The sequence below is a fragment of the Vibrio methylphosphonaticus genome (assembly GCF_023634655.1).
GTDB classification, from domain to species: Bacteria; Pseudomonadota; Gammaproteobacteria; order Enterobacterales; family Vibrionaceae; genus Vibrio; species Vibrio methylphosphonaticus.
Genome location: NZ_JAMKMS010000001.1, coordinates 151,207 through 177,118, shown reverse-complemented (window position 1 = coordinate 177,118; position 25,912 = coordinate 151,207). Strand labels below are relative to the sequence as shown.

Genomic DNA, 25,912 nt, shown 5'->3' with positions numbered 1-25,912 from the left:
AACGTCACCTAGTCTTCTGTTTAACTGCTGTTTTTTTACCCGTCAGTGAGTATTTTTTTGAAGCCGTCCTCATTCTGAGAGGAAGAATGCACTTTTATTAGCCCCTGCCTAATCGCTAGCTTGCAGGCATTTCTTATGTCACCAGTTGCAAGGCTTGCTGCTGGTGCATTATCAATGGCTTTGAGATAAACCCAATGACTTTTATTTTCCTGCATGCTGATATCCCTCGCCATATGCGTTGAAACCAGCAAAATATCGAGCAGTTCTTTGTCGTTAATCGCAGTATAGGCTCGTGGTAAGAACGGATAATTTGCCATGCCTACTCGAACGATACGGTTAATTTTTCGGTCCGGTTCAAATTCACTTACCCAGCTTTGTATTTCATCAAACAGGCTTTCCGCCGTGCGAGGCTTGATGCTGGGCTCTATGTACAACAAGTTTGCATCTGAGAAGTGATAGATACGAGCAGGGTGGTCTATTTTACTTCGTATGAATTCACCAAACGCTCGTTCTAGCTCAAGCCCCGCTTTATAGCCATTTTGAAGATACATATTGCGTAGGAAGGGGACATCAATCATGACAAACCGTAAGCGGTCACTGAGTGGTTCATTAATAAGCTCACCCACTTGCCATTGTTCAAAGTTACGTTGGGTTCGTTGTAGAGAATTAGGTAAATTGGCATTCAGTAAACGAAGGTTTGGTAACCCGGATCGAGCGTGAGTAAACAAGGTCTCATTGAGCTCCAATAATTCCACCTTCATGCGTCTATTGACAAAAAACAGTCGCGTAGTCACAAGAAGTATTACGGCAACGATACAAAAAAGCCCAAAGGCTACTTTTTGAAACTTTTCCTGATCCGTGATTGATTTTTTGAGATCTATTTTCTGGGTCTCATAGTGGAGTCCCTGCTCGACGAATTGCTTTTGCTGGCGAAAAGCATCTTCACTAATTTGATTTAATTGCTCCTGCTGATAGATGCGCAGTGAATTAGCCAGTTTGATATTTTCTAGTGCGAGCTGATAATTGCCTTTTTGCTCATAGCCTAAAGCCAACAATTGATATGCCTGTTGTTCAATCGAAGTTTGCTTTAGAGAATGGCTGAGTTGCAGTGCTTCATTAGCGTGCTTTAAGACATTTTCATTTTCTTTCTGATGATAAGCTAGGCCGGCGTAGAGCAGTGCAGCGCGTGCTTTAAGCGCGGGGTAGTCAGACAAAGACAGTAGGCTTTGCGCTCGAGTTAAATACTGTTCTGCCAATGGATAATTGTAGAGCTGTAGATACGTTGAAGCGAGACTAATACGGATATCGATGACTTTCTCTATGTTTCGGTCAAAACTACCGTGATCCACCACATTGAAGTAATGCACCAATGCCAAGTTGTATTTACCTTGTAGAAAATAAATGTCCCCCATGAGCTTTAAGACATCAACAAGTATTGGAGAGTCGGGATAGCTGTCATAAAAATCGGCGGCTTGGGACAGATGCTCCAGCGCTTTATCTAATACTTGCCTTTGCATGAATAACTGGGCAAGCAGTTGATTGATGTTCGCTAGTTGATCCGCTGAATTGAGTTCAATCGCAGCCCAGTAAGCCAGCAATAATTCTGATAGGGCTTCATTGTAGCGACGGTAACGCAAAAAGTGTGTGCCATAGGCCGTGTGGTAATCAATCGCTAGTTTGGAGCTCGAGTCACTAGGAACGTAAAGGCCTGCTCTTTGATACATGTGGTTAGCAAGTTCGTATTCATTTTCCGCCGAAGCAATTTCACCTTGAAGCTTCGCTATTCGGTAGCTAGTCCGGTTGGCGATGCTTTGACCTTTTCTAATACTTTCAAGCTCATTTTCTATACTTTTTAATGCATTCAGCGCGTTTGCACCCGCCCCATCTTTTAGCCAGGTTAAGCGTGTTTTTAAGATTCGAATATCTAATTCCAGAAACAAGAGACGATATTGCTTGGTCATTGCTTCGGCTTCATCTAAGCGCTCCAGAGCATGGTTTAAATGGCCTAGGTTAAATTGAGCTTGAGCTAAAATAGTGAGGGCGTTAACGGAACTCAGTGGTGTCCGAACACGTTGATCCGTTTCGTCGCGAGATAAATTCGAAGGGCGTTCTTCATTATGCTCAATAAGCTTACGACCGTTCAGATAATCAAGGGCAATGTCACTGGCTTTTTGAGGTTCAATTTCGACAAGCTTGTCGGCCTCTACAAGTAGTGGAGAGGTAAAGTTAGCGGCGTGAAGAGGCATGGAGTACACCCCCGCAAGAAGCGAAGCGAATAATCCTAATACAGGCCAGAATTTAGAATTCATGAGTGCATCCATTCCTAATGGTGATTTATTGTCGAGCCATACGAGCATTATGCTCAGGCGCTGATTGGCAGCTAGAGCGATAAGGGTTGATATCTAACCCGCCTCGTCTTGTATATCGCGCGTAAACAGTCAGCGAGTTTGGGCGACAGTAGGACATAATATCGGTATAAATACGTTCGACACATTGTTCGTGAAATTCATTGTGCTCACGAAACGAGACTAAATAACGCAGCAGCGCTTCACGATCAAGTTTTGGACCTCGATATTGAATCTCGACACTGCCCCAATCAGGTTGGTTAGTGATGAGGCAGTTAGATTTTAGCAAGTGGCTGTGCAGCGCTTCTTCTACGATTTCGTCACCTGCTGCGTGTTGCAATAAATTAGCATCGAATTCATAGCTACTAATTTCAATATCTTGTTCGTCAATGCAATCACCTGCCATACCGACAATCGTAGACTGTTCATAGTCTCTCACGGGAATCAGCTTGAGAGTGACCGCTTCCCCTGCGCAGTTCGACAAATCGCGTTGAATTGAGCGTTGCACTTCGTCCCAGCTGGCAAAGCGCGTTTGGTTATAACTGTTGAGATAAAGTTTAAAAGACTTGGACTCAATCAGATTTGTGCTCGTGGCAGGAATGTAAGCCTCACCAATGGCAACTTGTGGTAAGCCTTTGTTATTTAGCCATGAAATTTCATAAAGCGTCCAAACATCACAGCCTTTAAATGGCAATTCATCACCCAGCTCGAGATCATCGCGATTGAGGCTTCTTGGCACCGGCTGTAGTAAAGACGGGTCGTATTGATTGGCGTAATCGGTTTTCTGGCCGAGGGTGAGACCAGAAAGCTCTTTGGCGTTGGAATATTTGCTCATAATTGTGTGATATTTCGATTAGAATAATGCGAATTTTACGAGATCCCGGAATAGCTGTCATCTTTTGTGAGCGGAAATCCGTGTTCAGTACGATGATAAGTGGAGAGAATATGAATCAAAGTGTACAACAGGCGTTAGAAGCTTTTGCTAAGCGTTATGAAGAATCATGGCAGAAAAAGCATCAAACGCTCCCTGCGAATGAAGAGCTGTATGATCTGATTTCTCCCTGTATTGAAAATAAAGATGATCAACGAGTATTCTGGCGCGCGAGCTTACGTGACACACCGGAACGGCTAGAAAGTATTGAACGTGGTATAGAGTTATTGATTCATGATGATATCAAAGCTTACTACGGTCATCAGTATAGCGCGGATATGGATGCCACATGGCAAGGCAATACACTAACCTTATTGCAAGTGTGGAGTGATGAAGACTTTGTTCGCTTACAAGAAAATATATTGGGGCACTTAGTGACTCAAAAACGCTTGAAACTGAAGCCGACTATTTTTATCGCTGCAACCGATGCAGATATGGATGTTATTTCGATCTGTAACATTACTGGGCAAGTCATACTAGAGCGCTTGGGCACAGATCGCCGAGATGTTATTGCTGACGATTTAGCTTCCTTTTTAAATGGGTTAGAACCGAATGTTTGATTGCAACCGAAACTCATATTTAAAGGAGCTTGACGCCTAATATGTATGTTGTAGAGCTTCAATTTGAGTGTTTTGACAACACCACGATCACGGCGGTAGAAAAAGGCATTAATGGCTTGATGGACGCGCTACGCTTTAATGGCCAAGTACTAGGGCGAGAGTTTCCAATTGTCATGGGTGATGGGGAGTTTTATGTTCGGGTTGTTTGTCCTGAGCAAGACAGTTTGCACCCAAAGAATCATTCAGACTTTGTTAAAGTTTGCTTTAAACGCTTGTCGGATGCGTGTTTACTTGCGCCTAAAATGCGCTTACTTGGACAAGACTTAAATTCAGAAGAGTCGGCGGAGTTATCTTCGCCAAGCTGGCAAGTGCTATACACTACGTATGTTCATACATGCTCGCCGTTAAGAAGTGGCGACACACTATTACCTATCCCCCTGTATCGTAATCCACCAACGCTAAACGGTGACCATAAGTCTGTAATTAAGTGGCAGACGGAATGGCAAGCGTGTGATGAAGTACAAATGGGTGGTGGGTGTAAAGCTGAACACGCCACGCTTAGAGAGTTAAGCGATGTTCGCAGTGATCTGTTTAGACGCGGTTGGGATCTTCGTGGCCGTATTGAGTTTATGACTCATATCCCGACGTATTATTACCTCTATAAGGTTGGGGGGAATAGTTTAGCGGAAGAGAAGGCGCGTAAGTGCCCTAAGTGTGAAGGTGATTGGCTGCTTGATGAGCCATTGCACGACATTTTCCACTTCAAGTGTGATGATTGCCGAATTGTCTCAAATATTTCCTGGGATCACCTAAAGTAGGGCGCAGGCTAGTCAGTATTTTTGACCGATAATAAAAAAGGTTGAAGCGTTTAGCTTCAACCTTTTTTAATGTTTATGAGCTATGAATACCCAAATCATTGAGGGATTCTCTATGAACTAGAAAATCTACTCCAGCTTATTCCCAGCCTTTAACGACGCCACCTTGGAAGATATCAGATGCTGCGTTGTAAACCTCTTCTGTTTGGTAAGCTTTAACAAAGTTTTGAACATTTTCAGCATTCACATTGTCTTCACGAGCCACAATCAGGTTCACATAAGGTGATTCACTGTTTTCAACAAACACGCCGTCTTTTTCTGGTGTTAGGTTGATAGAGCTTGCGTAAGTCGTGTTGATGATAGAAAGAGCAACGTCATCAAGAGAGCGTGGTAGTTGCGCTGCGTCAAGTTCAACAATCGTGATGTTCTTAGGGTTTTCTACGATATCACGAACGGTTGCAGAAAGATCAGCCCCTTCACGTAAGGTAATTAGACCTTGTTGCTCAAGCAGTAGGAGTGAACGACCAAGGTTAGTTGGATCGTTTGGCACGGCAATACGTGCGCCTTCTGCAATCTCGTCAACGGAAGTGACTTGCTTAGAGTAGCCTGCGATTGGATAAACAAACGAGTTACCTGCAATAGTCAGCTTGTAGCCACGGTCAGCCACTTGTTGATCAAGGTATGGCTTGTGCTGAAATGCGTTAAGATCGATAGAGCCGTCATCCAGAGCAGCATTTGGCGTTACGTAGTCAGTGAACGTAACAAGTTCAACATCTAAGTTGTATTTCTCTTTCGCAACTTTAGCCGCAACTTCCGCTACTTGCGCTTCTGCGCCAGCCATTACGCCAACTTTGATGCTGTTAGTATCGACTTCTTTATCGCCACAACCTGATAGCACAAGTGCCGACGCTGCTGCTGCGATAGCAAGCAAACCTTTAACATTGAATTTCATGACTTTCTCCTTGTTATAAACTTTTACATGTTGCTTTATCTGTGATCAACACGACGAACAATGTGATCGCCAATCGATTGAATAATTTGAACTAATACAATAAGCATGACGACAGTGACGGCCATGATGACGACATCATATCGATGGAAGCCGTAACGAATAGCAACATCACCTAATCCACCGCCACCCACGGTACCTGCCATAGCAGAGTAGCTTACTAACGTCACCAGTGTGATCGTAACTGAATTCACGATGGTGGGTAACGCTTCTGGAAGCAATACCTTTGAAATGATTTGATATGGTGTGGCACCCATCGACTGGGCGGCTTCAACCAAGCCACTAGGGACTTCTAACAGCGCCCCCTCAATAAGGCGAGCGACAAAGGGAATCGCACCAATTGTTAGTGGCACGATCGCTGCGGTAGTACCAATGAATGTGCCGATAAGCAGTTTGGTAAGCGGGATGATCGCGACCATAAGGACGAGGAAAGGCACCGAACGGCCCATGTTAACGATCGCACCTAGAATATTATTGAGGCGAGTATTTTCAAGTAATCCGCCTTTTTTACTGGTGTGTAAAATAACACCAAGAGGAATACCCACTGCAAAACCAACGACGCCAGCAACCGCCACCATGTAAAGGGTTTCCCATGTTGCGCCTAGTAGCAGTTCACCATTGAGGGACAGCCAATCTGAAACAGAATTAAAGGACATAACCGAGTACCTCTACTTTTACATTGTGGTCGCGCAAGTATTCTATTGCCGCGTTATCATCAAGTTCAGTGCCAAAGAATTCAGCAACCATCATGCCGAATTTTACGCCACCGGCGTAATCGAGATCGGAGCTAAGAATACTGATGTCGATATTGTATTTGCGGGCGATCTGCGAAATAAGTGGAGCATCAACTGTTGCGCCCGTGAACTCAAGGCGAACCAATGGGTAGCTGCCGTCAACTCGGCTAGTTTGCAGTCTACGTTGGTAGTCGTCGGGAATCGACAAATCCAATGTTGAGCGAATAAATTGATGTGCAAGGTCAGTTTTGGGATGGGCAAAGATATCGCCAACTGAGCCTTTTTCCACTAATCGACCATCACCGATAATGGCCACTTGATGACAAATACTTTTCACGACATCCATTTCATGAGTAATCAATAGTATGGTGATTTTGAGCTTACGATTAATGGTTTTTAGTAGTTCTAAAATAGACTGTGTTGTTGCTGGATCTAATGCGCTGGTGGCTTCGTCGCATAACAGTACTTTAGGGTCGGATGCGAGCGCGCGGGCGATAGCAACACGTTGCTTTTGTCCGCCACTTAAATTGGCAGGGTAGGTATCACGTTTATCCCCAAGGCCAACCAATACCAGTAATTCAGATACTTTCGCTTCAATAGCCGCTTGGCTTTTACCAGCCAGCTCAAGAGGCAGAGCAACATTTCCAAAAACAGTGCGAGATGAGAGCAAGTTGAAGTGTTGGAAGATCATGCCAATATTACGGCGAGCTTGGCTGAGCTCTGATTTAGAGAGCTGAGTAAGATCAACACCATCAACAATCACCGCGCCAGACGTCGGTGCTTCAAGCATATTGACGCAGCGAATAAGGGTACTTTTCCCCGCGCCAGATGCGCCGATCACGCCAAAGATTGTACCTTCTGGAATATGAAGGTCTATATCAGCAAGTGCATTAATGGCTTTAGTGCCTTGATAAAACACTTTATTTACCTGATTAATTTCGATCATCTAATCAACCTGAACTCTATAAGTAGCATAAAAGTTTGAACTACATCCCAATTACTAGAAGATGCTATGGGTTTTGCTTATTTGTGTCAATGGATATTTTTACGTCTAGACGTCTAAACGTCATTTTCATAGTGATGAAGCGATCAAAGCGTGCAATAATTCAGTCTATTACACCTTTATAAGAAGAGAGTGACCTGTGGCCAAACCCGCCGTATTTTTGGACCGTGATGGCGTGATAAACGTTGATCATGGTTATGTCAGTGATGAGCATGATTTCGAGTACATAGATGGTGTATTTGAAGCGGCCAAAAAATTAAAACAGCTTGGTTATATGCTGGTGGTAGTCACTAACCAGTCCGGCGTTGCACGCGGTATGTTTTCTGAAGACCGCTTCATGTCATTGACACAGTGGATGGACTGGAATTTTAGCGACAATGGGGTGGAGTTGGATGGGATTTATTATTGTCCTCATCATCCCGAGCATGGTATTGGCGAATATAAGCAAGACTGTGAATGTCGTAAGCCTAAACCGGGCATGTTTATTTCAGCGCGCGATTTTCTTGATATCGATATGGCAAACTCTGTCATGGTAGGCGATAAAGCTGAGGATTTAATGGCGGCAGAAGCGGCAGGCGTGACAACCAAAATTTTGGTTAGAACAGGTAAACCGGTGACTGAACGTGGTGAAAGCCTTGCGTCAGTGGTCCTCGATAGTATTCGCGATGTTCCCGCTTATCTTGCAAAATAGATAACGGTGTTACTAAGTGTGTGACGGTACGCTTTGTGCCAGTGTTATTGTCGAGGATAGGTGTTTAGGTCGATAGGTGTTTAGAGCGATAGTATTTTACATCTTAGGTCTTACATCTTAGGTCTTACGTCTTATAGCTTTAGTTATTATGGCTTTATCTGCGGCTGTTTTAGTCGATAATGCTTAGATACCACCGAACCGGTTACTTGCCAAAGTAGGGGTGCGACAACGCAAAGGAGTGCAGAGAAATGAACGTGTATAAATGGCAATATTGGTTAGTAGGGAGCTTACTCATTGCGGTTTCGGGTTGTAGCCAACAAACTGATGACGCTCTGCAAGGTAACCATCCAAACCATCAGAGTCACATTAATCACCTGCTGGAGCCTATTTTGTATCAGTGCGATTCAGCGGAGTTTGTCGTAACGCCTTTAGATGATGAACAAGTATTGGTGCTTATTGATGGCACGGAACATCACCTACATCGTGTACCTTCAGCGTCTGGAGTGAAATATACTCTAGAGGGTCAGTTAGAAAGTGATGCAGAAGTGGCGCTGTTTACCAAAGGCAAGCAAGCAATGCTGACTATATCAAGTCAAACGTATAAAAATTGCATGGCGAAATAACGTCAAGATTGAAGGTAATATGAGCAAGAAACTCACTATTTTGGACATTGCTAAACTCTCTGGTGTTGGAAAATCGACGGTTTCTAGGGTGCTAACTAATGACCCTAAAGTGAAGCCCGATACAAGGCTAAAAGTCGAGGCTATTATTGCTGAGCATGGCTATGTGCCGTCTAAATCTGCACAGTCAATGCGCAGTGGTGGCAACCCAAAGGTGATTGGTGTCATTATCTCCCGATTAGACTCCCCTTCTGAAAACAAAGCGGTGAGTGGCATGCTCAACGTCCTGTATGCGGCCGGTTACGATGTTGTGATCATGGAAAGCCAGTTCGATCCTGAAAAAACCAATGAGCACCTAACAGTGTTACGCAAGCGTAATGTGGATGGGGTGATTGTTTTTGGGTTTACGTCTTTGGATGTGGACGAGGTAAGCCGTTGGCAATCGAAAGCCGTTGTGATCGCGATGGACACCGATAAAATTTCGTCGATCAATTATGACAACCAAGGGCTTATTCGATCAGTACTAAGTAAGTTGTCGACAGACGGTTTAACAAATTTAGCCTTTATTGGTGTCGATCCAACAGATAAAACCACGGGCTTAGCTCGTTTAACCGCTTATCAGGAGTGGTGTGAAGAGCAGGGAATTGCACTTTGCTTTCAGACGGGTGCTCTCCATCATGACAGTGCATATCATTTAGTGGATAAGATTATTAGTGATCAACTGCAGGCAGTGGTTTGCGCCAGTGACACGCTAGCGCTTGGTGCGGTAAAGCGCTTGCAAGAACTCGGTCGTGAAGACATTGTGGTAACAGGCATTGGTGGCAATGAGCTCCTCTCATTTCTTTTCCCCAAAGTTTACAGTATTGATCCTGGTTACCAGCAAGCCGGTAGTAAAGCCGCGCTCCTATTGATTAGTCAGCTAGAGCAGGGAAAGTCAATTCAGCACCTCACTCAAGAAGCCGTTTGACGTCCGTTTCTTTCTTGCATTGATCTCCTCGAGATAAAAAACGCGGTAAATTTAACCAAATATTGTGATCGTGTTCAATTAATGGGAATGTTCCCATTTTGCAGGGGGCTTTCTGGTGGCACACTGACGTTACTTTGTTTGGGAATGTTCCCAATTAGAGGAAAGAACATACTATAATTCATTAGAGGTGAGCGGAGATTCATCTCAATTATCAGAAAAGGTCTGCATACGATGAGCCATATAGCCAAACAAGATGTTGCTGCCATCATTGACGGTGTAGGGGGGCAAGAGAATATTGCCAGTGTCAGTCACTGTCTTACTCGTCTTCGTTTTGTATTAAACGATACGGACAAAGCCGATAAGCGTGCATTAGAAGCGCTTAAATTAGTGAAAGGTTGCTTCACTAATGCTGGTCAATTCCAGGTCGTCATAGGCACAGAAGTGGATGAGGTGTACAAACTCCTTATTGCTATGACGGGTAAAAGTGAGTCTTCAAAAGATGAAGCAAAAGTTGCAGCACGAAGCAACATGAACATTGTAGAGCGCGGTATCTCTCATCTTGCTGAGATTTTTGTTCCGCTTTTACCTGCGATTATCACCGGTGGTTTAATTCTCGGTTTTCGTAATGTCATTGGCGACATTCGAATGTTTGATGGTCAAACATTAACGGAAATTAGCCAATTTTGGGCAACGGTACACTCCTTCTTATGGCTAATTGGTGAAGCCATATTCTTCTTCTTACCCGTTGGTGTTTGTTGGTCTACCGTTAAAAAATTAGGTGGCACGCCGATTTTGGGGATTACCTTAGGGGTAACCTTGGTTTCACCACAACTCATGAACGCGTACCTTATTGGTAAAGAAGTGCCGGAAGTATGGGATTTTGGGCTGTTTGTTATCGAGAAAGTGGGGTATCAAGCACAAGTAATCCCAGCGATGTTAGCAGGCGTGGCGCTCGCGTTCATTGAGACACATTTAAAGCGTATCGTACCGAGTTACCTCTATTTAGTCGTAGTGCCTTTTGTCTCTATTATCTTGTCAGTGATTCTTGCTCACGCACTTATCGGTCCTTTTGGTCGAGTACTGGGGGATGGCGTAGCCTTTGCGGCTCAAGCGGCCATGACGGGAGATTTTGCGGTGCTTGGCGCGATAGTCTTTGGCTTTTTCTATGCTCCTTTGGTCATTACAGGGATTCACCATACCACCAATGCGGTTGACCTTCAGTTGATGCAAGAGTTAGGTGGCACACCAATCTGGCCATTGATTGCGTTGTCAAATATCGCTCAAGCATCGGCTGTTGTGGGCATCATCATTATTAGTAAACGAGAAGGTGAGCGAGATATCTCCGTTCCGGCAGCGATATCGGCTTATCTAGGGGTAACGGAACCCGCTATGTATGGCATCAATTTGAAATACAAATTCCCAATGCTTAGCGCCATGATTGGCAGTGCAGCTGCCGCCGCAATTTGTGGTAGCGCTGGTGTGATGGCAAACGGGATCGGTGTGGGTGGTTTACCGGGTATTTTATCCATTCAGCCTCAATATTGGACTATTTATCTCGTGGCTATGCTGGTGGCTATTGTGATTCCTATCATGCTCACGTTATTTATGTACAAGAGAGCCCAGTCTAAAGGCGAGCTTGAACTCGCGAATGCATAACATTTCAAGGCTCGTATCTGCGAGCCTATTTTTCCTTTTTAAAGTGTAAGTGAGACGGTGATGGGTTTACAGGCTCAGCAACAATGGTGGAAAACCGCCACAATCTATCAAATTTATCCGAAGAGTTTTTGTGATAGTGGTAGTCAAGGTATTGGTGATATTAAGGGGATCACTTCTAAACTCGATTATTTGCAGAATTTGGGGGTCGATGCCATCTGGCTTACGCCGATTTATGCGTCACCAATGATTGATAATGGCTATGATATTTCCGACTATTACGCGATCAACCCCGATTTCGGTAGCATGGCCGATTTTGATGAACTGCTGGCGCAAGCGCATCAACGTGGTATTCGTTTAGTTATGGATATAGTGGTTAACCATACTTCTACCGAGCATCAATGGTTTCAATCTGCCCTTGGGGACAAAAATAGCTCGTATCGGGACTACTATATTTGGAAGCCAAAACAAGATGGTTCGCTACCCAATAACTGGCAGTCTAAATTCGGTGGCCCTGCATGGAAGCTTGATGAAAAAACCAATGAGTACTTTTTGCATTTGTTTGCACAAGAACAAGCCGATCTTAACTGGGAAAATCCAGCCGTACGAGAAGAAGTAAAACAGGTTATTGAGTTCTGGGCGAAAAAAGGCGTGGATGGCTTTCGTCTCGATGTCATTAATCTTATCTCTAAGCAGCAAACCTTTTTAGATGATGATGAGGGGGATGGACGACGCTTTTATACTGATGGCCCACGAGTACACGAGTATCTGCAAGAAATTAGTGAAGCAGTATTCCAAAAATATGGCTCGGTGACGGTGGGTGAAATGTCTTCGACGACGCTTGAACATTGCCAGCAGTACAGTGCGCAAGATGGCAAAGAGTTGTCAATGGTGTTTAACTTTCATCACCTTAAGGTTGATTATCCTAATGGAGAGAAATGGAGCCTTGCCCCATTCGATTTTATCGAGTTAAAGCGTATCTTTAATCATTGGCAAACCGGGCTCAATGGTTGTGGGTGGGGGGCGTTATTTTGGTGTAACCATGACCAACCGCGAGTAGTCAGTCGTCTTGGTGATGATGCCCGTTATCGAAATGAGTCAGCAAAAATGCTTGCGGCCTCTATTCATTTGATGCAGGGGACCCCGTATGTTTATCAAGGGGAAGAAATCGGCATGACTAACCCAGGTTTTCACGAGTTGTCCGAGTATAGAGATGTGGAAACGCTCACTATGTATCGAGTAATGGAGCAAGCGGGTCAATACAGTCACGATGAAATTATGTCCATCTTGCAGCAGAAATCACGGGATAATTCGCGTACGCCAATGCAATGGGATGAGAGTGCTCAAGCTGGCTTTACCGCGGGTGAACCTTGGATTGGTGTCGCTAGCAATTACCCACAGATTAACGCCGCAGCTGCTATCGCAGATAAGCAGTCAATCTTTTATTTCTATAAGGATTTGATTGCGCTGCGCAAACAGCTCAAGGTTATTACTGATGGTGGTTATGTTGATTTGTATCCAACGCATGCACAAGTTCATGGTTATGTGAGAGAGAACCAAGACAGTCATTTACTTTGTTTGAACAATTATTATGCACAAGAGACAAGCGTCACGTTGCCGGAACAATATATTTCTCAGAGCGGCAAGGTAGTCGTGGGGAATTACCCGCACTCAGACGCGGAGATAGTGCTTGGCGGTAAAATAACCTTAAAACCATATCAAACAATGGCGATTTTATTGGCAAAATAGCGATGAAAAGTGCGCCATGGTAGCGACGTTTGTTAAACGCCATTCGGTGAAAAACGCCCCTTCAGATAGAGGGGCGTTTTTGTTGCTATCCGTAAGTAACCACATACCGAGTCGGTTTGTGATTCATCGCTAAGACGATGTTGAGTACCACAGCGCCGACAATAGAGACCAAAATAATCGGTGGCGCTACGAAGAAGCAAGAAGCCAACAAAATAGTACAGTCGATGGCAAGTTGAGTTTTGCCAACCGATATGCCAAAACGTTCTTGGATAAATAGGCAAAGGACATTAAAGCCCCCAAGGCTGGAACGATGGCGAAATAAAATCAACATGCCCAGCCCCATGAGTAATCCGCCAGCGATAGCACAGTAGATGGTATTCACATGCTCGACAGAGACAACATAATGCATGTTATCGGCAAAAATGGACACGAGCGCACCGGAAATGGCACTGCTTATAGCAAAGCGTTTACCAAAACGTCGCCAAGCTAGTAAGTAGAATGGCGTATTGGCGGCAAAATAGAGTATACCAAATGAAACCGGCAGAAATTGACTAAGCAATAATGCAAGACCAGTGGTCCCGCCAGTCAGCAATTGAGCCGATTGTAGGAAGAATATGCCCTGGGCCACTATGAAAGTGCCAGTCAAAATGGCTATCCAGTCTTCTTTGCGTGAGTGTTTTTCCATCAAGTTAAAAATCTTCCTATAGTAATTCGCGGCAATAGTATTAAAAAGATGATCTTTTCGATAGCTAGGAGATGAAATTTACGGTAAACCTATGTAATTCAATTTTTACACACTGTAAAAGGATTTATTGACACTTTAGGTTGCCGATGGGGTTATTTTCTTGCCGTACATGATGCAATCTAACGTTCACTATGAAAAAACTGCATGAAAAAGATCCATTTTTTCCTTTATGACCTAGATCAAATTATGTATCATGCGATTCATCAAATGTGGTGACGAAAACGTTTGCTTTTGGTCATTGTGTGGTTTTTTTGAAACTTTCAGTACAATCTGAGTCAGGAGATACAGATGCTAAAGCGTGATATGAACATCGCTGATTACGATGCGGAACTATTTGCAGCCATTCAAGAAGAAACTCTTCGCCAAGAAGAGCACATTGAGCTTATTGCTTCGGAAAACTACACCAGCCCTCGCGTGATGGAAGCGCAAGGTACTCAGTTAACCAATAAATACGCAGAAGGCTACCCAGGTAAGCGTTACTATGGCGGTTGTGAGTATGTCGATAAAGCCGAAACACTGGCTATTAATCGTGCTTGTGAGCTTTTTGGTTGTGAGTATGCAAACGTTCAGCCACACTCTGGCTCTCAAGCGAACAGTGCTGTTTATATGGCGCTTTTGAACCCAGGAGATACTGTTTTAGGCATGAGCCTAGCGCACGGTGGTCACTTGACGCACGGTTCTCCAGTAAACTTTTCGGGCAAACACTACAACGTTATTCCTTACGGTATTGATGAAGCTGGCCAAATCAACTATGACGAAATGGAGCAGTTGGCTGTTGAGCACAAACCGAAAATGATCATCGGTGGTTTCTCTGCTTACTCTCAAATTGTTGATTGGGCACGTATGCGTGAAATCGCAGACAAAGTTGGCGCGTACTTCTTTGTTGATATGGCTCACGTAGCGGGTCTTATCGCAGCAGGTGTTTACCCAACACCAGTACCGCATGCACATGTTGTTACGACAACGACGCATAAAACGCTTGCAGGTCCACGTGGTGGTTTGATTCTTTCAAATGCTGGCGAAGACATGTACAAAAAGCTGAACTCAGCCGTTTTCCCAGGCGGTCAAGGTGGTCCTCTGATGCATGTTATCGCGGGTAAAGCGGTTGCATTTAAAGAAGCGATGGAGCCAGAATTTAAAGCATACCAACAACGTGTTGTTGATAATGCTAAAGCGATGGTTGCACAATTCCAAGAGCGTGGTTACAAGATTGTATCTAATTCAACAGAGAACCACTTGTTCCTTGTTGACCTGATTGATAAAGACATCACAGGTAAAGAAGCGGATGCAGCTTTGGGTTCTGCTAACATTACTGTTAACAAAAACTCAGTACCGAATGATCCACGTAGCCCGTTTGTAACGTCTGGCATCCGTATTGGTACACCAGCGATTACTCGTCGTGGTTTCTCTGAAGCTGATGCGAAAGAACTCGCTAACTGGATGTCTGATGTCCTTGATAACCTTGGTGATGAAGCCGTAGTTGCTGCAACAAAAGCGAAGGTTCTAGACATTTGTAAGCGTCTGCCAGTTTACGCATAAGTAAACGAATATAGTGCTGCTTTAACAGGCACTGATAAAAAAACGAGCTTATTAGCTCGTTTTTTTGTGCGTGACGTTTAGCGAGTCGACTGAAATTACTTGTTTATATTCAGTAGCGTGCCGGATTTACACTTGAAAGAGTAGTATTTTCGGCTTTCGTTAAATTGCCCTAAGCCTTCTCCGTTACAGTAATCGATGTTGATATCACGCATAATTTCCAGTGTCTTCTCACTGTTCATTGAGAACTTCGCTCCATCTTTACATACGACTCGAACGCGACCGTCGTCACTGACGGAATAAAGATTAACTTCGGTATTACATAATTCGAATGAAGCTTCTAAGTAATTGTCTTGCTGTGAATTCTGAGCACAACCTGCGATGAGTGTTGCTGCAATGATGGGTAAACCTATTTTAAGCAGTTTCATGCGTACATCCTTGAATGGCTGATGTTTTTCTTTAAGCGTACCTAAAAATGGGGAAAATGCGAGTACGAGATTGTCATGATGGTCATTTTTCTTAAAAAAAACACGGATAGTGCAATGCACATCCGTGTTTTTTTATTTGAGGTACGTTTTACAGCGGTTACTTGATTTCTACACCTTTCGCTTGCAGATCCGCATGGTAAGAAGAACGTACAAAAGGACCACAGGCCGCATGGGTAAAACCAAGCTCTAGCGCAATCTCTTTAAGCTCATCAAATTCTGATGGTGGTACATAACGCTCAACCGGTAAGTGGTGGCGGCTTGGTGCGAGATATTGACCGAGCGTCAGCATGGTGACGCCATGGGCGCGCAAGTCTTTAAGTACTTGAACTATCTCTTCTTTTGTTTCGCCTAGCCCCATCATTACCCCAGACTTTGTTGGGACGTCTGGGTGCATGGCTTTAAACTTTTCTAACAGCTGTAGCGACCACTTATAGTTCGCACCAGGTCGCGCTTTACGGTAAAGGCGAGGGGCGGTTTCTAGGTTGTGGTTGAAAACATCAGGTGGGTTGTCTTTTAATGCTTCCAAGGCAACATCCATACGACCACGGAAATCGGGCACTAAAGTCTCGATGCGAATTTCAGGGTTTAGCGTTCGGATTTCACGAGTACAGTTAGCAAAGTGCTCTGCGCCACCGTCACGTAAATCATCACGGTCAACGGAAGTCACGACCACATATTTAAGCTTCATGTCTTTGATGGTTTGCGCCAGCTTTTGCGGCTCGTTAGATTCAGGTGCATTGGGGCGACCATGAGCAACATCACAAAATGGGCAGCGGCGAGTACAAATAGCACCAAGGATCATAAAGGTAGCAGTGCCATGGTTAAAACATTCGGCAAGGTTTGGACAAGATGCTTCTTCACAGACTGAATGAAGATTGTTTTTACGCATCGCCTTTTTAATGTCTTGAATTCTTTGGCTGTCAGAAGGCAGCTTGATCTTCATCCATTCAGGCTTGCGTAGGACCTCTCTTTGCTCCTCCGGCATGTTTTTTACCGGAATCAGTGCCATTTTGTCTGCGTCGCGATATTTGACGCCTTTTTCCATTTGTATAGGTTTGCTCATCGTCTTATGCTTCTTCGCTGAATTCTACTTGCTCGTAATCAAGTAATTGTATTAATTCGTTGACCAGTTGTTCTTCGACGCTGGCAACGCTATCAGGACCGCCAAGTTGGCTAATTTGGACCATTTCCATACCGGCATAGCCGCAAGGATTAATTCTTAAGAAAGGAGAGAGATCCATATCGACGTTTAAGGCTAATCCATGAAACGAACAGCCTTTACGGATGCGAAGCCCTAAAGAGCAGATCTTCTTTCCATCAACGTAAACACCTGGTGCATCCGGTCTTGCCGCCGCTTCAATATTATAGGTGTTTAGTGTTTTGATGACGAGATTCTCTATGTGAGTGACGAGATCTCTGACACCTAATTTTTTTCGACGAAGGTTGATAAGAAAATAAGCAACCAGTTGGCCCGGGCCATGATAGGTAACTTGTCCGCCACGGTCGCTCTTTACCACTGGGATGTCACCCGTGTTGAGCAAGTGTTCTTCTTTACCGGCTTGTCCTTGAGTGAAGACTGGATTGTGCTCTACCAACCAAATTTCGTCACGAGTGTCTTCGTTTCGATTGTCGGTGAAAGCATGCATTGCTTTCCAGACTGGTTCGTAGTCTTTGCGCCCTAGCTGCCTTACTACTAGCTGATTCGTCACTCGTACCCTCGTCGTCACTTAATAAAGTGTTCGCATTATAAACCTGTTCGTTGACTTGAACTACAGCTAAATAGCGAAAATTTAACCAGTCTAATACGTATTTTTGTTAACTTTTTGAAAAATAAAAAGAAAGCAGCCTAAGCTGCTTTCAAAAAAAATTGAATGATTCAAATTTTTACAGAACCATGCGGACGATATCGATTTCGCCAAGTTCTTTATACAGTGTTTCTACCTGTTCAATAGACGTCGCAGTGATGTTAATTGAAACGGCGTGGTAGTTGCCCTTAGCGCTAGGCTTAATGGTTGGGCTATAGTCTCCAGGTGCATGACGCTGGATCACTTCCAACACTTTTTCAGGAAGTTCAGGCTTAGCGTAACCCATCACTTTATATGTAAACGAGCAAGGGAACTCTAATAGGTCTTTGAGTTTTGCATCTGAATTGATGGTTAACATAATGGCGACTCCAAAAAAATCAAATTTGTTGTAACGGTGCGAATAGTAATGTCAAAGGCGACGAAACTCAAGGCGAGTTCGTTGCACATAAGCAAGTTGATGATGCGTGAAACAAAAAGCAACAAAGCCGCATTCAGCGGCTTTGTTTTCTATCGTCATTTTACTTTGTGGCTAGAAGAAGCTCTTAACCAGTAAAACGATATAGTCCCATAAGCGGCTAAATAAGCTGCCTTCTTGCACGTTTTCAAGAGCAAGCAATGGGTACTCAGCAACATCTTCACCATCTAGCTGATAGTATAGCTTACCAACAACATCGCCCTTAGATATGGGTGCTTCAAGTTGTTTTTCAAGCACGAAACTTGCTTTTAGGTTTTTAGCCTGTCCGCGAGGGAGCGTAACGAATGTGTCTTCTGCTACACCCAGAGCAACCGTATCCTTATCGCCCATCCATACTTTTTCTTCAACGAAGGTTTCATTCGCGGTATGAGGGTTCACCGTTTCGAAAAATCGGAAGCCATAGCTAAGTAGCTTTTTGCTTTCAGATTTACGGGCATTGGCACTTTTTGTCCCCATCACCACAGCAACAAGGCGCATTTTACCTTCTGTTGCGGAGCTGACTAAGCTGTAACCAGCTTTACTCGTATGACCAGTTTTAATACCATCAACGTTCATGCTCTTATCCCACAATAGACCATTACGGTTGTATTGTGTGATGCCGTTGTATGTGAACTTCTTCTCAGAGTAAACGCGATATTCATCGGGTACGTCTTTGATTAGCGCACGACCTAGAAGCGCCATGTCATATGGCGTTGAGTATAGGTTAGGGTTATCTAGGCCATGAACGTTAGCAAAATGCGTATCGTTCATACCAATTGAGCTAGCCCAAGCATTCATCAAATCAACGAATGCATCTTCTGAGCCCGCGATGTGTTCAGCCATTGCAACACAAGCATCGTTACCAGATTGAATAATGATGCCTTTGTTTAGCTCTTCAACGGTGACTTTTGTCCCCACTTCGATGAACATTTTAGACGAATCTGGGAAGTTTTTTGCCCAAGCGTTCTTGCTGATGGTGACTTCATCAGATGGCGCAATTTTTCCGCTTTTTAGCTCTTGACCAATAACGTAGCTGGTCATCATTTTGGTTAGGCTGGCAGGATGAAGCTGGGTATTCATCTCTTTTTCAGCTAGGACTTTACCTGAGTTATAGTCCATAAGAACGAAGCCTTTCGCGGCAATTTGCGGCGCGTTAGGCATCACGACAGGCGTAGCTACGGCATAACTAGCCGTTAATGTTGCTGCAAGAGCAATAGATGTAATGAATTTCATAGAAGACTTGTTTTTATTCATGTTGAACACAGTATTTGTGAGTTATCCGTATAGTAACAGATTGGTCGCTGCGCACTAAAGAGCTTATACACTAAGTAACAACGGTGATTTATGTCAATGATGTTTAAAGTTTTTTGACAAAAGCTGAGGTATAACCAAGCTTTTGTACTTGCTCTAACGTCTCATGAGTATCTTTATAGTCGCTAAAAGGACCAAGCATTAAGCGATAATTATTCTTTACCGGAGATAAGAACGTCTCAACCGATAAGGTATTACTTAATTCGTTAGACAATTTTGTGATTCTGTCTTTGTGTGGTGATGCCACCACTTGAATGCCATATTTCGGGTGCTTATCTAGTTGATGCTTTCCGGTTGGTTTATCAACGGTTATCACTTCAATTTGGACATTGGCTGTTCCCGTTTTTATCACATCGAGTTTTTTAGCCGCAGCATAGCTGAGGTCGATAATTCGACCCTCATGAAACGGACCGCGGTCGTTAACGCGTACAATCGTTTCTTTGCCATTATCGGTGTTTGTGACTTTCACATAGCTGGGTATTGGCAGCGTTTTGTGCGCGGCTGACATAGAGTACATGTCATACACTTCACCATTTGAAGTCAAATGTCCATGGAATTTTTTGCCATACCATGATGCTTGGCCTTTTTCAGTAAAGCCTTGAGCGTCTTTGACGATGCTATATCGCTGACCGCGCAATTTATAGTCTTTATTACCGCCCATGCTATAAGGCTCATATTTTGGCTGAGCACCTTCAATATGATCAACCGAAATAGGGGCGGTTGGAGCCACATCATTATCAATATCGTAGCGACTGTCGGATGAAGAACAGCCCGCAATGACGATGATACTCAAGCAAGTAAGCAACCATCGAGATTGAGATGAGGTAGAAAAAAGAGTCATTTATGTCGCCTTTGAAAACGCTTTTCGGTGAGTATGGATGGACATCAATATGCCAAAGCCAGCCATTAAGGTCACCATGGAAGTACCACCATAACTAATAAGCGGTAGAGGAACACCAACAACAGGTAATATACCGCTTACCATACCAATATTTACGAAAACGTAAACAAAAAAGCTTAGAACAATACTGCCCGCCATCATGCGGCCAAACGCTGTTTGCGCAGAGCTTGCTAGGTAGAGCCCGCGACCGATGATGAATAAATACAATGACAGAAGCAGTAATATGCCGATCATACCCCATTCTTCAGCGATGACTGCAAAGATAAAGTCAGTATGACGTTCTGGTAAAAATTCTAGTTGTGATTGCGTACCGTGCAGCCAGCCTTTGCCGCCTAACCCCCCAGAGCCAATAGCGATTTTGCTTTGTATGATGTGGTAACCTGCGCCAAGTGGGTCAGACTCTGGATCAAAGAGTGTTCGAACCCTTACTTTTTGGTACTCCCGCATTAGGAAGAACCAAAGAACGGGAATAAATGCCCCGACAGCTATAGCCGCGCCAGTGATGATTTTCCAGCTTATTCCCGCTAAGAAAATAACAAAAATCCCCGATGCAGCAATAAGGATTGAAGTACCAAGATCAGGCTGCTTGGCAATAAGGATAGTTGGTACCATCACCATTACTAGGGAAATGATGAGCGTTTGAAAGCTAATGGGGAGTGTGCGTTTACCTATATATCTTGCCACCATAAGTGGGACTGCAAGTTTAAGGAGTTCGGAGGGTTGAAAACGCACAAAGCCGAGGTTTAACCATCGCTGTGCCCCTTTAGAAGACTCGCCGAAAAACAATACGCCCAATAATAGGATGATGCCAGTGAAGAACATGAGTGGCGCAAGGGTTTCGTAGGTGCGAGGCGACAGTTGGGCTAAGCCAATCATAACAACCAACGACAATACCATCCGCATTGCTTGTCGATCCATCATCGCGAGGCTTTGCCCGCTTGCGCTGTACATCACGACTAACCCAAACCCCATTAGTGCGAGGATACCGAGCAATAAGGGCAGGTCGATGTGAAAGCGTTCAAGTAGGAAGCGATTTCGTCCTGTTGATGGATCGAATTTCATTATTCTTCTTCACCTTCTTTGTTTTCAAGCAGTGCAAGATCAAAGACTTGCCTCACTACTGGCGCACCATTAGAGGAACCGCCACCGGCATTTTCTAACACCACTGTTACGACGGCTTTCGGGTCTTCGAATGGCGCAAACCCGGTAAATAGAGCATGATCTTTTAGGTGCTCAGCAAGCTCATCGGCATTATATTCTTCATCTTGACCTAAGCTAAATACCTGCGCGGTGCCCGACTTGCCACCAGATTGATAGGGCATGTTGGCAAAGGAACGACGAGCCGTGCCTTTGACGCCGTGATTTACTCGTCGCATCCCTTCCAAAGCGAGATCCCAATAACGTTGTTGTACACCCGTGATGGGTTGTCGGCTATCGACTTCAGCTAAGACTTGTTGGTCAAAGTTATCACCATTTTCGATCGTGGCGCGCAGTAGGTGAGGAGATAGCACTTCACCACGGTTAACAAGCACCGATGTTGCTTTTGCAATTTGCATTGGTGTTGCAGTCCAGTAGCCTTGCCCAATCCCAACAGGGATAGTGTCGCCCTGGTACCAAGGAGTACGGTGTCTCGCCATTTTCCATTCACGAGTGGGCATATTTGCCTTACTCTCCTCGTGAATATCGATACCTGTGTAATCGCCAAAGCCAAACATCATCATCCAAGATGACAGGCGATTAATCCCCATGTCATAAGCGATTTGGTAGAAGAAGGTATCCACCGACTCTTCAATCGCTTTTACAATGGTGACTTTGCCGTGGCCCCAACGTAACCAGTCGCGGTAAGGGCGAGTTTTGGAATTTGGTATGCGCCAGTAACCGGGATCGTTTCGGGTAGTCGTGGGCGTTATCACCCCTTCTTGTAAAGCGGCGACGGCGATAAACGGCTTAATCGTAGAGGCTGGAGGGTAGATGCCCAACGTCGCCCGGTTTACCAATGGTCGGTTTTTGTCATCAAGCAATGCTCGGTAGGCTTTACTTGATATTCCATTTACAAACGCATTCGGATCATAGCTCGGGCTCGAAACCATTGCTAATACACCATTGTCGGTCGGATCGAGTACGATCGCGGAACCACGACGTCCATCAAGCAGATTGTGTACTTTTAGCTGTAGGTTGATATCTAGGTTTAAAACGATATCTTTACCCGGCATAGGGGGGACAAATTTTAGCGTGCGTAGCACTCGACCACGGCTATTAACTTCAACTTCTTGGTAGCCTGCAGTACCATGCAATAAATCTTCATAATAGCGTTCAATACCAAGCTTACCTATGTCACGAGTCGCTTGATAATTAGCCACCTTTTCTTCGCGAGCCAGACGTTGAATGTCGCGGTCATTGATACGAGACACATAACCAATGACATGTGTCAGCACGTCACCATATGGGTAGTAGCGCTTCAGGGTTGCCGCAATTTCAACGCCAGGGAATTTGTGCTGATGGACAGAAAAAATGGCCACTTGTTGTTCATTGAGCTGGGTCAACAGTGGAATAGACTTAAAGCGCCGCGTGCGCTTACGTTCTCGTTGAAAGGCTTCAATTCTGTCATCGGAAATATCAAGAAACTCGCGTAAGTCTAAGATGGTTTGATCCATATCTTTGACTTTCTCGGGTATGATTTCTAAGTTGAACACCGGACGATTTTCCGCCAGTAGTACGCCATTTCGGTCGTAAACTAGCCCACGGTTTGGTGCAATTGGTACGACTTTTATGCGGTTGTCGTTTGAGCGAGTTTTGTAATCTTGATATTGATTGATCTGAATATTGTATAGATTGGCGACCAAAAGCAACACCATCACAATAATGAAGATGAACGATACTAAAGCGCGACTTTTAAATAGCCGCGCTTCCGCCTGATGGTCTCTTATCTGGCTGCGTTTAAGTCTCATAGGAGGTGAAACTACTCTCGATGGTAAGGATGATTAGTGGTAATTGACCAAGCTCGATATAAGCTCTCTGCCATCACTATTCGTACCAATGGATGCGGCAGTGTTAATGCCGATAATGACCAGCTTTGGTCGGCAGCCGCTTTACATGCTGGCGCTAAGCCCTCAGGACCACCGATCAAAATGGAGACATCACGGGCATCAAGCTTCCAACTTTCAAGTTGCTCGGCAAGTTGAGGAGTATCCCATTTCTTGCCCGGAATATCTAAGGTGACGACTCTGTTTCCTTTCGGAACCGCCGCCAACATAGCGTCGCCTTCTTTTTGTAAGATACGTGCAATATCGGCATTTTTACCGCGTTTTCCAGCCGGTATCTCAATCAGCTCCAAAGGCATATCATGAGGGAAGCGTCGGCGATACTCTTGAAAGCCTTCTTCCACCCATTTAGGCATTTTAGTCCCGACAGCGATGAGTTGTAGTTTCAAGCGATTAGCCCCAGAGTTTTTCTAATTGATAAAGCTCTCGGTGCTGTTCTTGCATGACATGTAGCATAGTGGAGCCCATATCCAGAACGACCCATTCGCCTTCTTCTTCACCGTCGACACCAAGTGGTTCTAGACCTATTTTCTTTACTTCCGTTGCGACGTGGTCTGCAATAGAAACAACATGTCTTTTCGATGTACCGGTGCACACGATCATGAAGTCAGTGACATTTGATTTACCGATTACATCAATGGTAACGATATCAACGGCTTTCATGTCATCCGCTTTATCAGCTAGAAATAGTTTCAATTCTTCGTGTTGCAAGGGGTTTTCCTCTTTTGTGGAATAGAACAAGGCAATAACATGTAGCGGTTATTGATCTTTGGATTATAACAGGTTTTAGTGAGGTAAAGACATTGGTGTGTCAGTAACGCTCAAGTTCATGGATAACTGATGAATTAATGGCCAAGGACTAACGTCATACTGTGTTTTTGCTTGGACTTCTATCTGTGCCAACAGTTGAATAGACTGTTTGAGTCTAGCTGGTGGTAAACGGGTTAGCGCGGCGTTATAAAGGGGTTTCTTATTTTGCCATACGCGAAATTTATCAAATACTTGCGCCATGGAAAGCTGAGTAAGTGCTTGTTGCATTTTAACCAGTTGAAACAACTCTTTTTGAACCGTTCTTAGCAAAATAATGGCTTCAATGCCTTCTGACTCAAGCTGAGTTAAGATTCTTTGAGCTCGCTTCGCTTTACCTTCCAGCATGGCATCAACCCAATGAAAAACGGTAAAATGGTTATGGCGGCTGAGTGCTTCTTGAACTCGAATGAGTGTTAATTGCCCATCAGGGTATAAAAGTGTCAGTTTTTCGAGGCTTTGAGATAGCGCAAATAGGTTGCCTTCATGCCATTGACATAGCAGCTGAACGGCTTCGTGATCGGGCGTGAGATTGATCGCTCGGCATCGTTGCGTGACCCATTGGGGCAAACGTTTGATGTCCGGAGTCGTGCAGCTTACATGGCAACCATTTAGTGCTTTAAACCAAGCGGCAGATTCTTGAGCACGAGTTAACTTGTTACCCGATATCACTAACACAATGTCATCATGAAGTTGGCTAGCTATTTCTGTTAATTGTTTCGCAATCGCCGCATTAACACCAGCTTCAGGAAGCTCTAATTCAATAATTTGTTTTGATGAAAATAGGCTCATTGACTGAGTGCAATCAAACACCTCATTCCAATCAACGGAAGCATCGACAACGAATCTGTGATGTTCTTCAAAGCCTAATGCTTTAGCCCGCGCGACGATGTGAGTTCGGCTTTCTTGAATAAATAATGGTTCATTACCAAATAAGAGGTAGCAGGCAAACCAGCGTTGAGTGAGCGACTCTTTGAGACGATCGGCAAAAACTTTCACATTAATTCCTTGTACTAAGGCTTAATTTTATTGCGAATAGCACAGACTTCTCGCAATACAACGTAAATTCGCACAGTAGAACGTAAACTCTTAAATGAAAATACACTAGGAGTTAGGCGTTGCTGCTGGCTCTGCTGTCGTTTCTGCTTCTTTTTGTTCTAGTTCGAATTCTTCAATTTCTGCTTTCAAGCGAGCCATTTGGCGCATCATTTGTTGCGCGGCAAGTTCACGCATCTCATTTTCCAATAACTTACGTTCGGCTGATTTTGCGAGTGCCGATAACGGGTTATCAAGATAGCTTCGGGTCATCGTGGCAATAAAGTCTTTAGAGCCTAGGTTAGGAATGGTGACTCGGTATTCAACCTCGTAAGTGATTTCTTTTTCTGCAGCTCGGGTATTTTGATACAACGAAAGCGTACGATCTTCTGTCCTTTCGCCTGTGATATGCAGGTTGGTTACGTCCATACGAGGCGTCACCAATTCAATATTACTAAGACGAAGTTGCTCTTTGATTTTGCGTGTAATTATACTGTATTGATCAAAACTGGTGACCGAAATTTCTTTTATATCATCCGGTACCGTGTACTCACCACGAAGTTGGAATCCACAAGCGCTAAGGAGCGAGGTGAGCAGGAACACGGAAAAGAATTTTAGTAGATTGTGTTTTAACAGGCGCATAATACCGCTTACTCGTTAGACAATGGTTTATGTAAGCGCCCTAGCAGGAAGCTTAAATAAAACAATGATG

At 44.3% G+C, this 25,912-nt stretch carries 26 protein-coding genes; 8 read left to right on the top strand and 18 right to left on the bottom strand.

What is annotated here, in order from left to right; genetic code table 11:
• Window positions 1-35 precede the first annotated feature (35 nt).
• Complete coding sequence (locus M9196_RS00820) at window positions 36-2,309, bottom strand: tetratricopeptide repeat protein (protein ID WP_406707596.1); 2,274 nt, start codon at window positions 2,307-2,309, stop codon at window positions 36-38.
• A 25-nt stretch (window positions 2,310-2,334) separates the two neighbouring features.
• Window positions 2,335-3,180, bottom strand: coding sequence for an NADPH-dependent 7-cyano-7-deazaguanine reductase QueF (gene queF, locus M9196_RS00815; RefSeq protein ID WP_250615634.1), 846 nt, complete (start codon window positions 3,178-3,180; stop codon window positions 2,335-2,337).
• A 110-nt stretch (window positions 3,181-3,290) separates the two neighbouring features.
• On the opposite strand from queF, the gene syd reads away from it, so the two are divergent.
• Both syd and M9196_RS00805 read left to right on the top strand, forming a co-directional pair.
• Window positions 3,291-3,836, top strand: coding sequence for a SecY-interacting protein (gene syd, locus M9196_RS00810; RefSeq protein WP_250615633.1), 546 nt, complete (start codon window positions 3,291-3,293; stop codon window positions 3,834-3,836).
• Between the two features lie 41 nt (window positions 3,837-3,877).
• Complete coding sequence (locus M9196_RS00805) at window positions 3,878-4,654, top strand: Zn-ribbon-containing protein (RefSeq protein WP_250615632.1); 777 nt, start codon at window positions 3,878-3,880, stop codon at window positions 4,652-4,654.
• Between the two features lie 136 nt (window positions 4,655-4,790).
• Here M9196_RS00805 and M9196_RS00800 read toward each other — a convergent pair whose 3' ends face one another.
• Genes M9196_RS00800 through metN form a run of 3 tightly spaced genes read right to left on the bottom strand, consistent with a single transcriptional unit; the run spans window position 4,791 to window position 7,340 of the window.
• Window positions 4,791-5,603, bottom strand: a complete 813-nt coding sequence (locus M9196_RS00800; RefSeq protein ID WP_250615631.1) for a MetQ/NlpA family lipoprotein — start codon at window positions 5,601-5,603, stop codon at window positions 4,791-4,793.
• Between the two features lie 35 nt (window positions 5,604-5,638).
• Window positions 5,639-6,316: a methionine ABC transporter permease gene (locus M9196_RS00795; protein ID WP_250615630.1), complete on the bottom strand. Its 678-nt coding sequence runs from the start codon at window positions 6,314-6,316 to the stop codon at window positions 5,639-5,641.
• Window positions 6,306-7,340 (bottom strand): methionine ABC transporter ATP-binding protein MetN, encoded by a 1,035-nt coding sequence (metN, locus tag M9196_RS00790; protein ID WP_250615629.1) that lies wholly within the window; start codon window positions 7,338-7,340, stop codon window positions 6,306-6,308. The genes M9196_RS00795 and metN overlap by 11 nt, the downstream gene beginning before the upstream one ends.
• 196 nt (window positions 7,341-7,536) lie before the next feature.
• On the opposite strand from metN, the gene gmhB reads away from it, so the two are divergent.
• From gmhB to treC, 5 genes are all read left to right on the top strand, one after another.
• Window positions 7,537-8,088 carry a D-glycero-beta-D-manno-heptose 1,7-bisphosphate 7-phosphatase gene (gene gmhB, locus M9196_RS00785; RefSeq protein WP_250615628.1) on the top strand — a complete coding sequence of 184 codons (552 nt, stop codon included), beginning with the start codon at window positions 7,537-7,539 and terminating at the stop codon, window positions 8,086-8,088.
• A gap of 248 nt (window positions 8,089-8,336) precedes the next feature.
• Entirely contained in the window at window positions 8,337-8,711 is a 375-nt protein-coding gene (locus tag M9196_RS00780) for an MliC family protein (protein WP_250615627.1), read from the top strand.
• Window positions 8,712-8,730: 19 nt separating this feature from the next.
• Window positions 8,731-9,675: a trehalose operon repressor TreR gene (treR, locus tag M9196_RS00775; RefSeq protein ID WP_250615626.1), complete on the top strand. Its 945-nt coding sequence runs from the start codon at window positions 8,731-8,733 to the stop codon at window positions 9,673-9,675.
• 231 nt (window positions 9,676-9,906) lie between these two features.
• Window positions 9,907-11,331, top strand: coding sequence for a PTS trehalose transporter subunit IIBC (treB, locus tag M9196_RS00770; RefSeq protein WP_250615625.1), 1,425 nt, complete (start codon window positions 9,907-9,909; stop codon window positions 11,329-11,331).
• A gap of 60 nt (window positions 11,332-11,391) precedes the next feature.
• Window positions 11,392-13,077, top strand: a complete 1,686-nt coding sequence (gene treC / locus M9196_RS00765) for an alpha,alpha-phosphotrehalase (RefSeq protein WP_250615624.1) — start codon at window positions 11,392-11,394, stop codon at window positions 13,075-13,077.
• Between the two features lie 85 nt (window positions 13,078-13,162).
• Here treC and M9196_RS00760 read toward each other — a convergent pair whose 3' ends face one another.
• Window positions 13,163-13,762, bottom strand: coding sequence for a YitT family protein (locus M9196_RS00760; RefSeq protein WP_250615623.1), 600 nt, complete (start codon window positions 13,760-13,762; stop codon window positions 13,163-13,165).
• A 348-nt stretch (window positions 13,763-14,110) separates the two neighbouring features.
• On the opposite strand from M9196_RS00760, the gene glyA reads away from it, so the two are divergent.
• On the top strand, window positions 14,111-15,361 hold the full coding sequence (glyA, locus tag M9196_RS00755) for a serine hydroxymethyltransferase (RefSeq protein ID WP_250615622.1): 1,251 nt from the start codon (window positions 14,111-14,113) through the stop codon (window positions 15,359-15,361).
• Between the two features lie 95 nt (window positions 15,362-15,456).
• Here glyA and M9196_RS00750 read toward each other — a convergent pair whose 3' ends face one another.
• The 12 genes from M9196_RS00750 to M9196_RS00695 all read right to left on the bottom strand — a co-directional run bounded on the left by M9196_RS00750 (window position 15,457) and on the right by M9196_RS00695 (window position 25,842).
• The gene (locus M9196_RS00750) at window positions 15,457-15,786 is read right to left on the bottom strand and encodes a hypothetical protein (RefSeq protein ID WP_102468849.1); all 330 of its coding nucleotides are present in this window, start codon (window positions 15,784-15,786) and stop codon (window positions 15,457-15,459) included.
• Between the two features lie 157 nt (window positions 15,787-15,943).
• A complete protein-coding gene (lipA, locus tag M9196_RS00745) occupies window positions 15,944-16,909 on the bottom strand; it encodes a lipoyl synthase (protein WP_250615621.1) in 966 nt (321 codons plus the stop codon).
• 4 nt (window positions 16,910-16,913) lie between these two features.
• Complete coding sequence (gene lipB, locus M9196_RS00740; RefSeq protein ID WP_250615620.1) at window positions 16,914-17,555, bottom strand: lipoyl(octanoyl) transferase LipB; 642 nt, start codon at window positions 17,553-17,555, stop codon at window positions 16,914-16,916.
• A 175-nt stretch (window positions 17,556-17,730) separates the two neighbouring features.
• Window positions 17,731-18,009, bottom strand: a complete 279-nt coding sequence (ybeD, locus tag M9196_RS00735) for a DUF493 family protein YbeD (RefSeq protein WP_237483776.1) — start codon at window positions 18,007-18,009, stop codon at window positions 17,731-17,733.
• 171 nt (window positions 18,010-18,180) lie between these two features.
• Window positions 18,181-19,359: a serine hydrolase gene (locus tag M9196_RS00730; RefSeq protein ID WP_250615619.1), complete on the bottom strand. Its 1,179-nt coding sequence runs from the start codon at window positions 19,357-19,359 to the stop codon at window positions 18,181-18,183.
• A gap of 103 nt (window positions 19,360-19,462) precedes the next feature.
• Complete coding sequence (locus tag M9196_RS00725) at window positions 19,463-20,257, bottom strand: septal ring lytic transglycosylase RlpA family protein (protein ID WP_250615618.1); 795 nt, start codon at window positions 20,255-20,257, stop codon at window positions 19,463-19,465.
• The gene (rodA, locus tag M9196_RS00720; protein ID WP_250615617.1) at window positions 20,258-21,379 is read right to left on the bottom strand and encodes a rod shape-determining protein RodA; all 1,122 of its coding nucleotides are present in this window, start codon (window positions 21,377-21,379) and stop codon (window positions 20,258-20,260) included. It lies immediately after the preceding gene.
• Window positions 21,379-23,265 (bottom strand): penicillin-binding protein 2, encoded by a 1,887-nt coding sequence (mrdA, locus tag M9196_RS00715; protein ID WP_250615616.1) that lies wholly within the window; start codon window positions 23,263-23,265, stop codon window positions 21,379-21,381. The genes rodA and mrdA overlap by 1 nt, the downstream gene beginning before the upstream one ends.
• A gap of 11 nt (window positions 23,266-23,276) precedes the next feature.
• Window positions 23,277-23,747 (bottom strand): 23S rRNA (pseudouridine(1915)-N(3))-methyltransferase RlmH, encoded by a 471-nt coding sequence (gene rlmH / locus M9196_RS00710; RefSeq protein ID WP_250615615.1) that lies wholly within the window; start codon window positions 23,745-23,747, stop codon window positions 23,277-23,279.
• A 4-nt stretch (window positions 23,748-23,751) separates the two neighbouring features.
• Complete coding sequence (gene rsfS, locus M9196_RS00705) at window positions 23,752-24,069, bottom strand: ribosome silencing factor (protein WP_250615614.1); 318 nt, start codon at window positions 24,067-24,069, stop codon at window positions 23,752-23,754.
• A 75-nt stretch (window positions 24,070-24,144) separates the two neighbouring features.
• On the bottom strand, window positions 24,145-25,164 hold the full coding sequence (gene holA / locus M9196_RS00700; RefSeq protein WP_250615613.1) for a DNA polymerase III subunit delta: 1,020 nt from the start codon (window positions 25,162-25,164) through the stop codon (window positions 24,145-24,147).
• Between the two features lie 105 nt (window positions 25,165-25,269).
• Entirely contained in the window at window positions 25,270-25,842 is a 573-nt protein-coding gene (locus tag M9196_RS00695) for an LPS-assembly lipoprotein LptE (RefSeq protein ID WP_250615612.1), read from the bottom strand.
• Window positions 25,843-25,912 lie beyond the last annotated feature (70 nt).

Bases quoted from the DNA above. Each gene is read 5' to 3' on its own strand.
- M9196_RS00820 (WP_406707596.1), bottom strand. From the start codon at position 2,309: ATGAATTCTAAATTCTGGCCTGTATTAGGATTATTCGCTTCGCTTCTT.
- queF (WP_250615634.1), bottom strand. From the start codon at position 3,180: ATGAGCAAATATTCCAACGCCAAAGAGCTTTCTGGTCTCACCCTCGGC.
- syd (WP_250615633.1), top strand. From the start codon at position 3,291: ATGAATCAAAGTGTACAACAGGCGTTAGAAGCTTTTGCTAAGCGTTAT.
- M9196_RS00805 (WP_250615632.1), top strand. From the start codon at position 3,878: ATGTATGTTGTAGAGCTTCAATTTGAGTGTTTTGACAACACCACGATC.
- M9196_RS00800 (WP_250615631.1), bottom strand. From the start codon at position 5,603: ATGAAATTCAATGTTAAAGGTTTGCTTGCTATCGCAGCAGCAGCGTCG.
- M9196_RS00795 (WP_250615630.1), bottom strand. From the start codon at position 6,316: ATGTCCTTTAATTCTGTTTCAGATTGGCTGTCCCTCAATGGTGAACTG.
- metN (WP_250615629.1), bottom strand. From the start codon at position 7,340: ATGATCGAAATTAATCAGGTAAATAAAGTGTTTTATCAAGGCACTAAA.
- M9196_RS00780 (WP_250615627.1), top strand. From the start codon at position 8,337: ATGAACGTGTATAAATGGCAATATTGGTTAGTAGGGAGCTTACTCATT.
- treR (WP_250615626.1), top strand. From the start codon at position 8,731: ATGAGCAAGAAACTCACTATTTTGGACATTGCTAAACTCTCTGGTGTT.
- treB (WP_250615625.1), top strand. From the start codon at position 9,907: ATGAGCCATATAGCCAAACAAGATGTTGCTGCCATCATTGACGGTGTA.
- treC (WP_250615624.1), top strand. From the start codon at position 11,392: ATGGGTTTACAGGCTCAGCAACAATGGTGGAAAACCGCCACAATCTAT.
- M9196_RS00760 (WP_250615623.1), bottom strand. From the start codon at position 13,762: ATGGAAAAACACTCACGCAAAGAAGACTGGATAGCCATTTTGACTGGC.
- glyA (WP_250615622.1), top strand. From the start codon at position 14,111: ATGCTAAAGCGTGATATGAACATCGCTGATTACGATGCGGAACTATTT.
- M9196_RS00750 (WP_102468849.1), bottom strand. From the start codon at position 15,786: ATGAAACTGCTTAAAATAGGTTTACCCATCATTGCAGCAACACTCATC.
- lipA (WP_250615621.1), bottom strand. From the start codon at position 16,909: ATGAGCAAACCTATACAAATGGAAAAAGGCGTCAAATATCGCGACGCA.
- ybeD (WP_237483776.1), bottom strand. From the start codon at position 18,009: ATGTTAACCATCAATTCAGATGCAAAACTCAAAGACCTATTAGAGTTC.
- M9196_RS00730 (WP_250615619.1), bottom strand. From the start codon at position 19,359: ATGAATAAAAACAAGTCTTCTATGAAATTCATTACATCTATTGCTCTT.
- M9196_RS00725 (WP_250615618.1), bottom strand. From the start codon at position 20,257: ATGACTCTTTTTTCTACCTCATCTCAATCTCGATGGTTGCTTACTTGC.
- rodA (WP_250615617.1), bottom strand. From the start codon at position 21,379: ATGAAATTCGATCCATCAACAGGACGAAATCGCTTCCTACTTGAACGC.
- mrdA (WP_250615616.1), bottom strand. From the start codon at position 23,265: ATGAGACTTAAACGCAGCCAGATAAGAGACCATCAGGCGGAAGCGCGG.
- M9196_RS00695 (WP_250615612.1), bottom strand. From the start codon at position 25,842: ATGCGCCTGTTAAAACACAATCTACTAAAATTCTTTTCCGTGTTCCTG.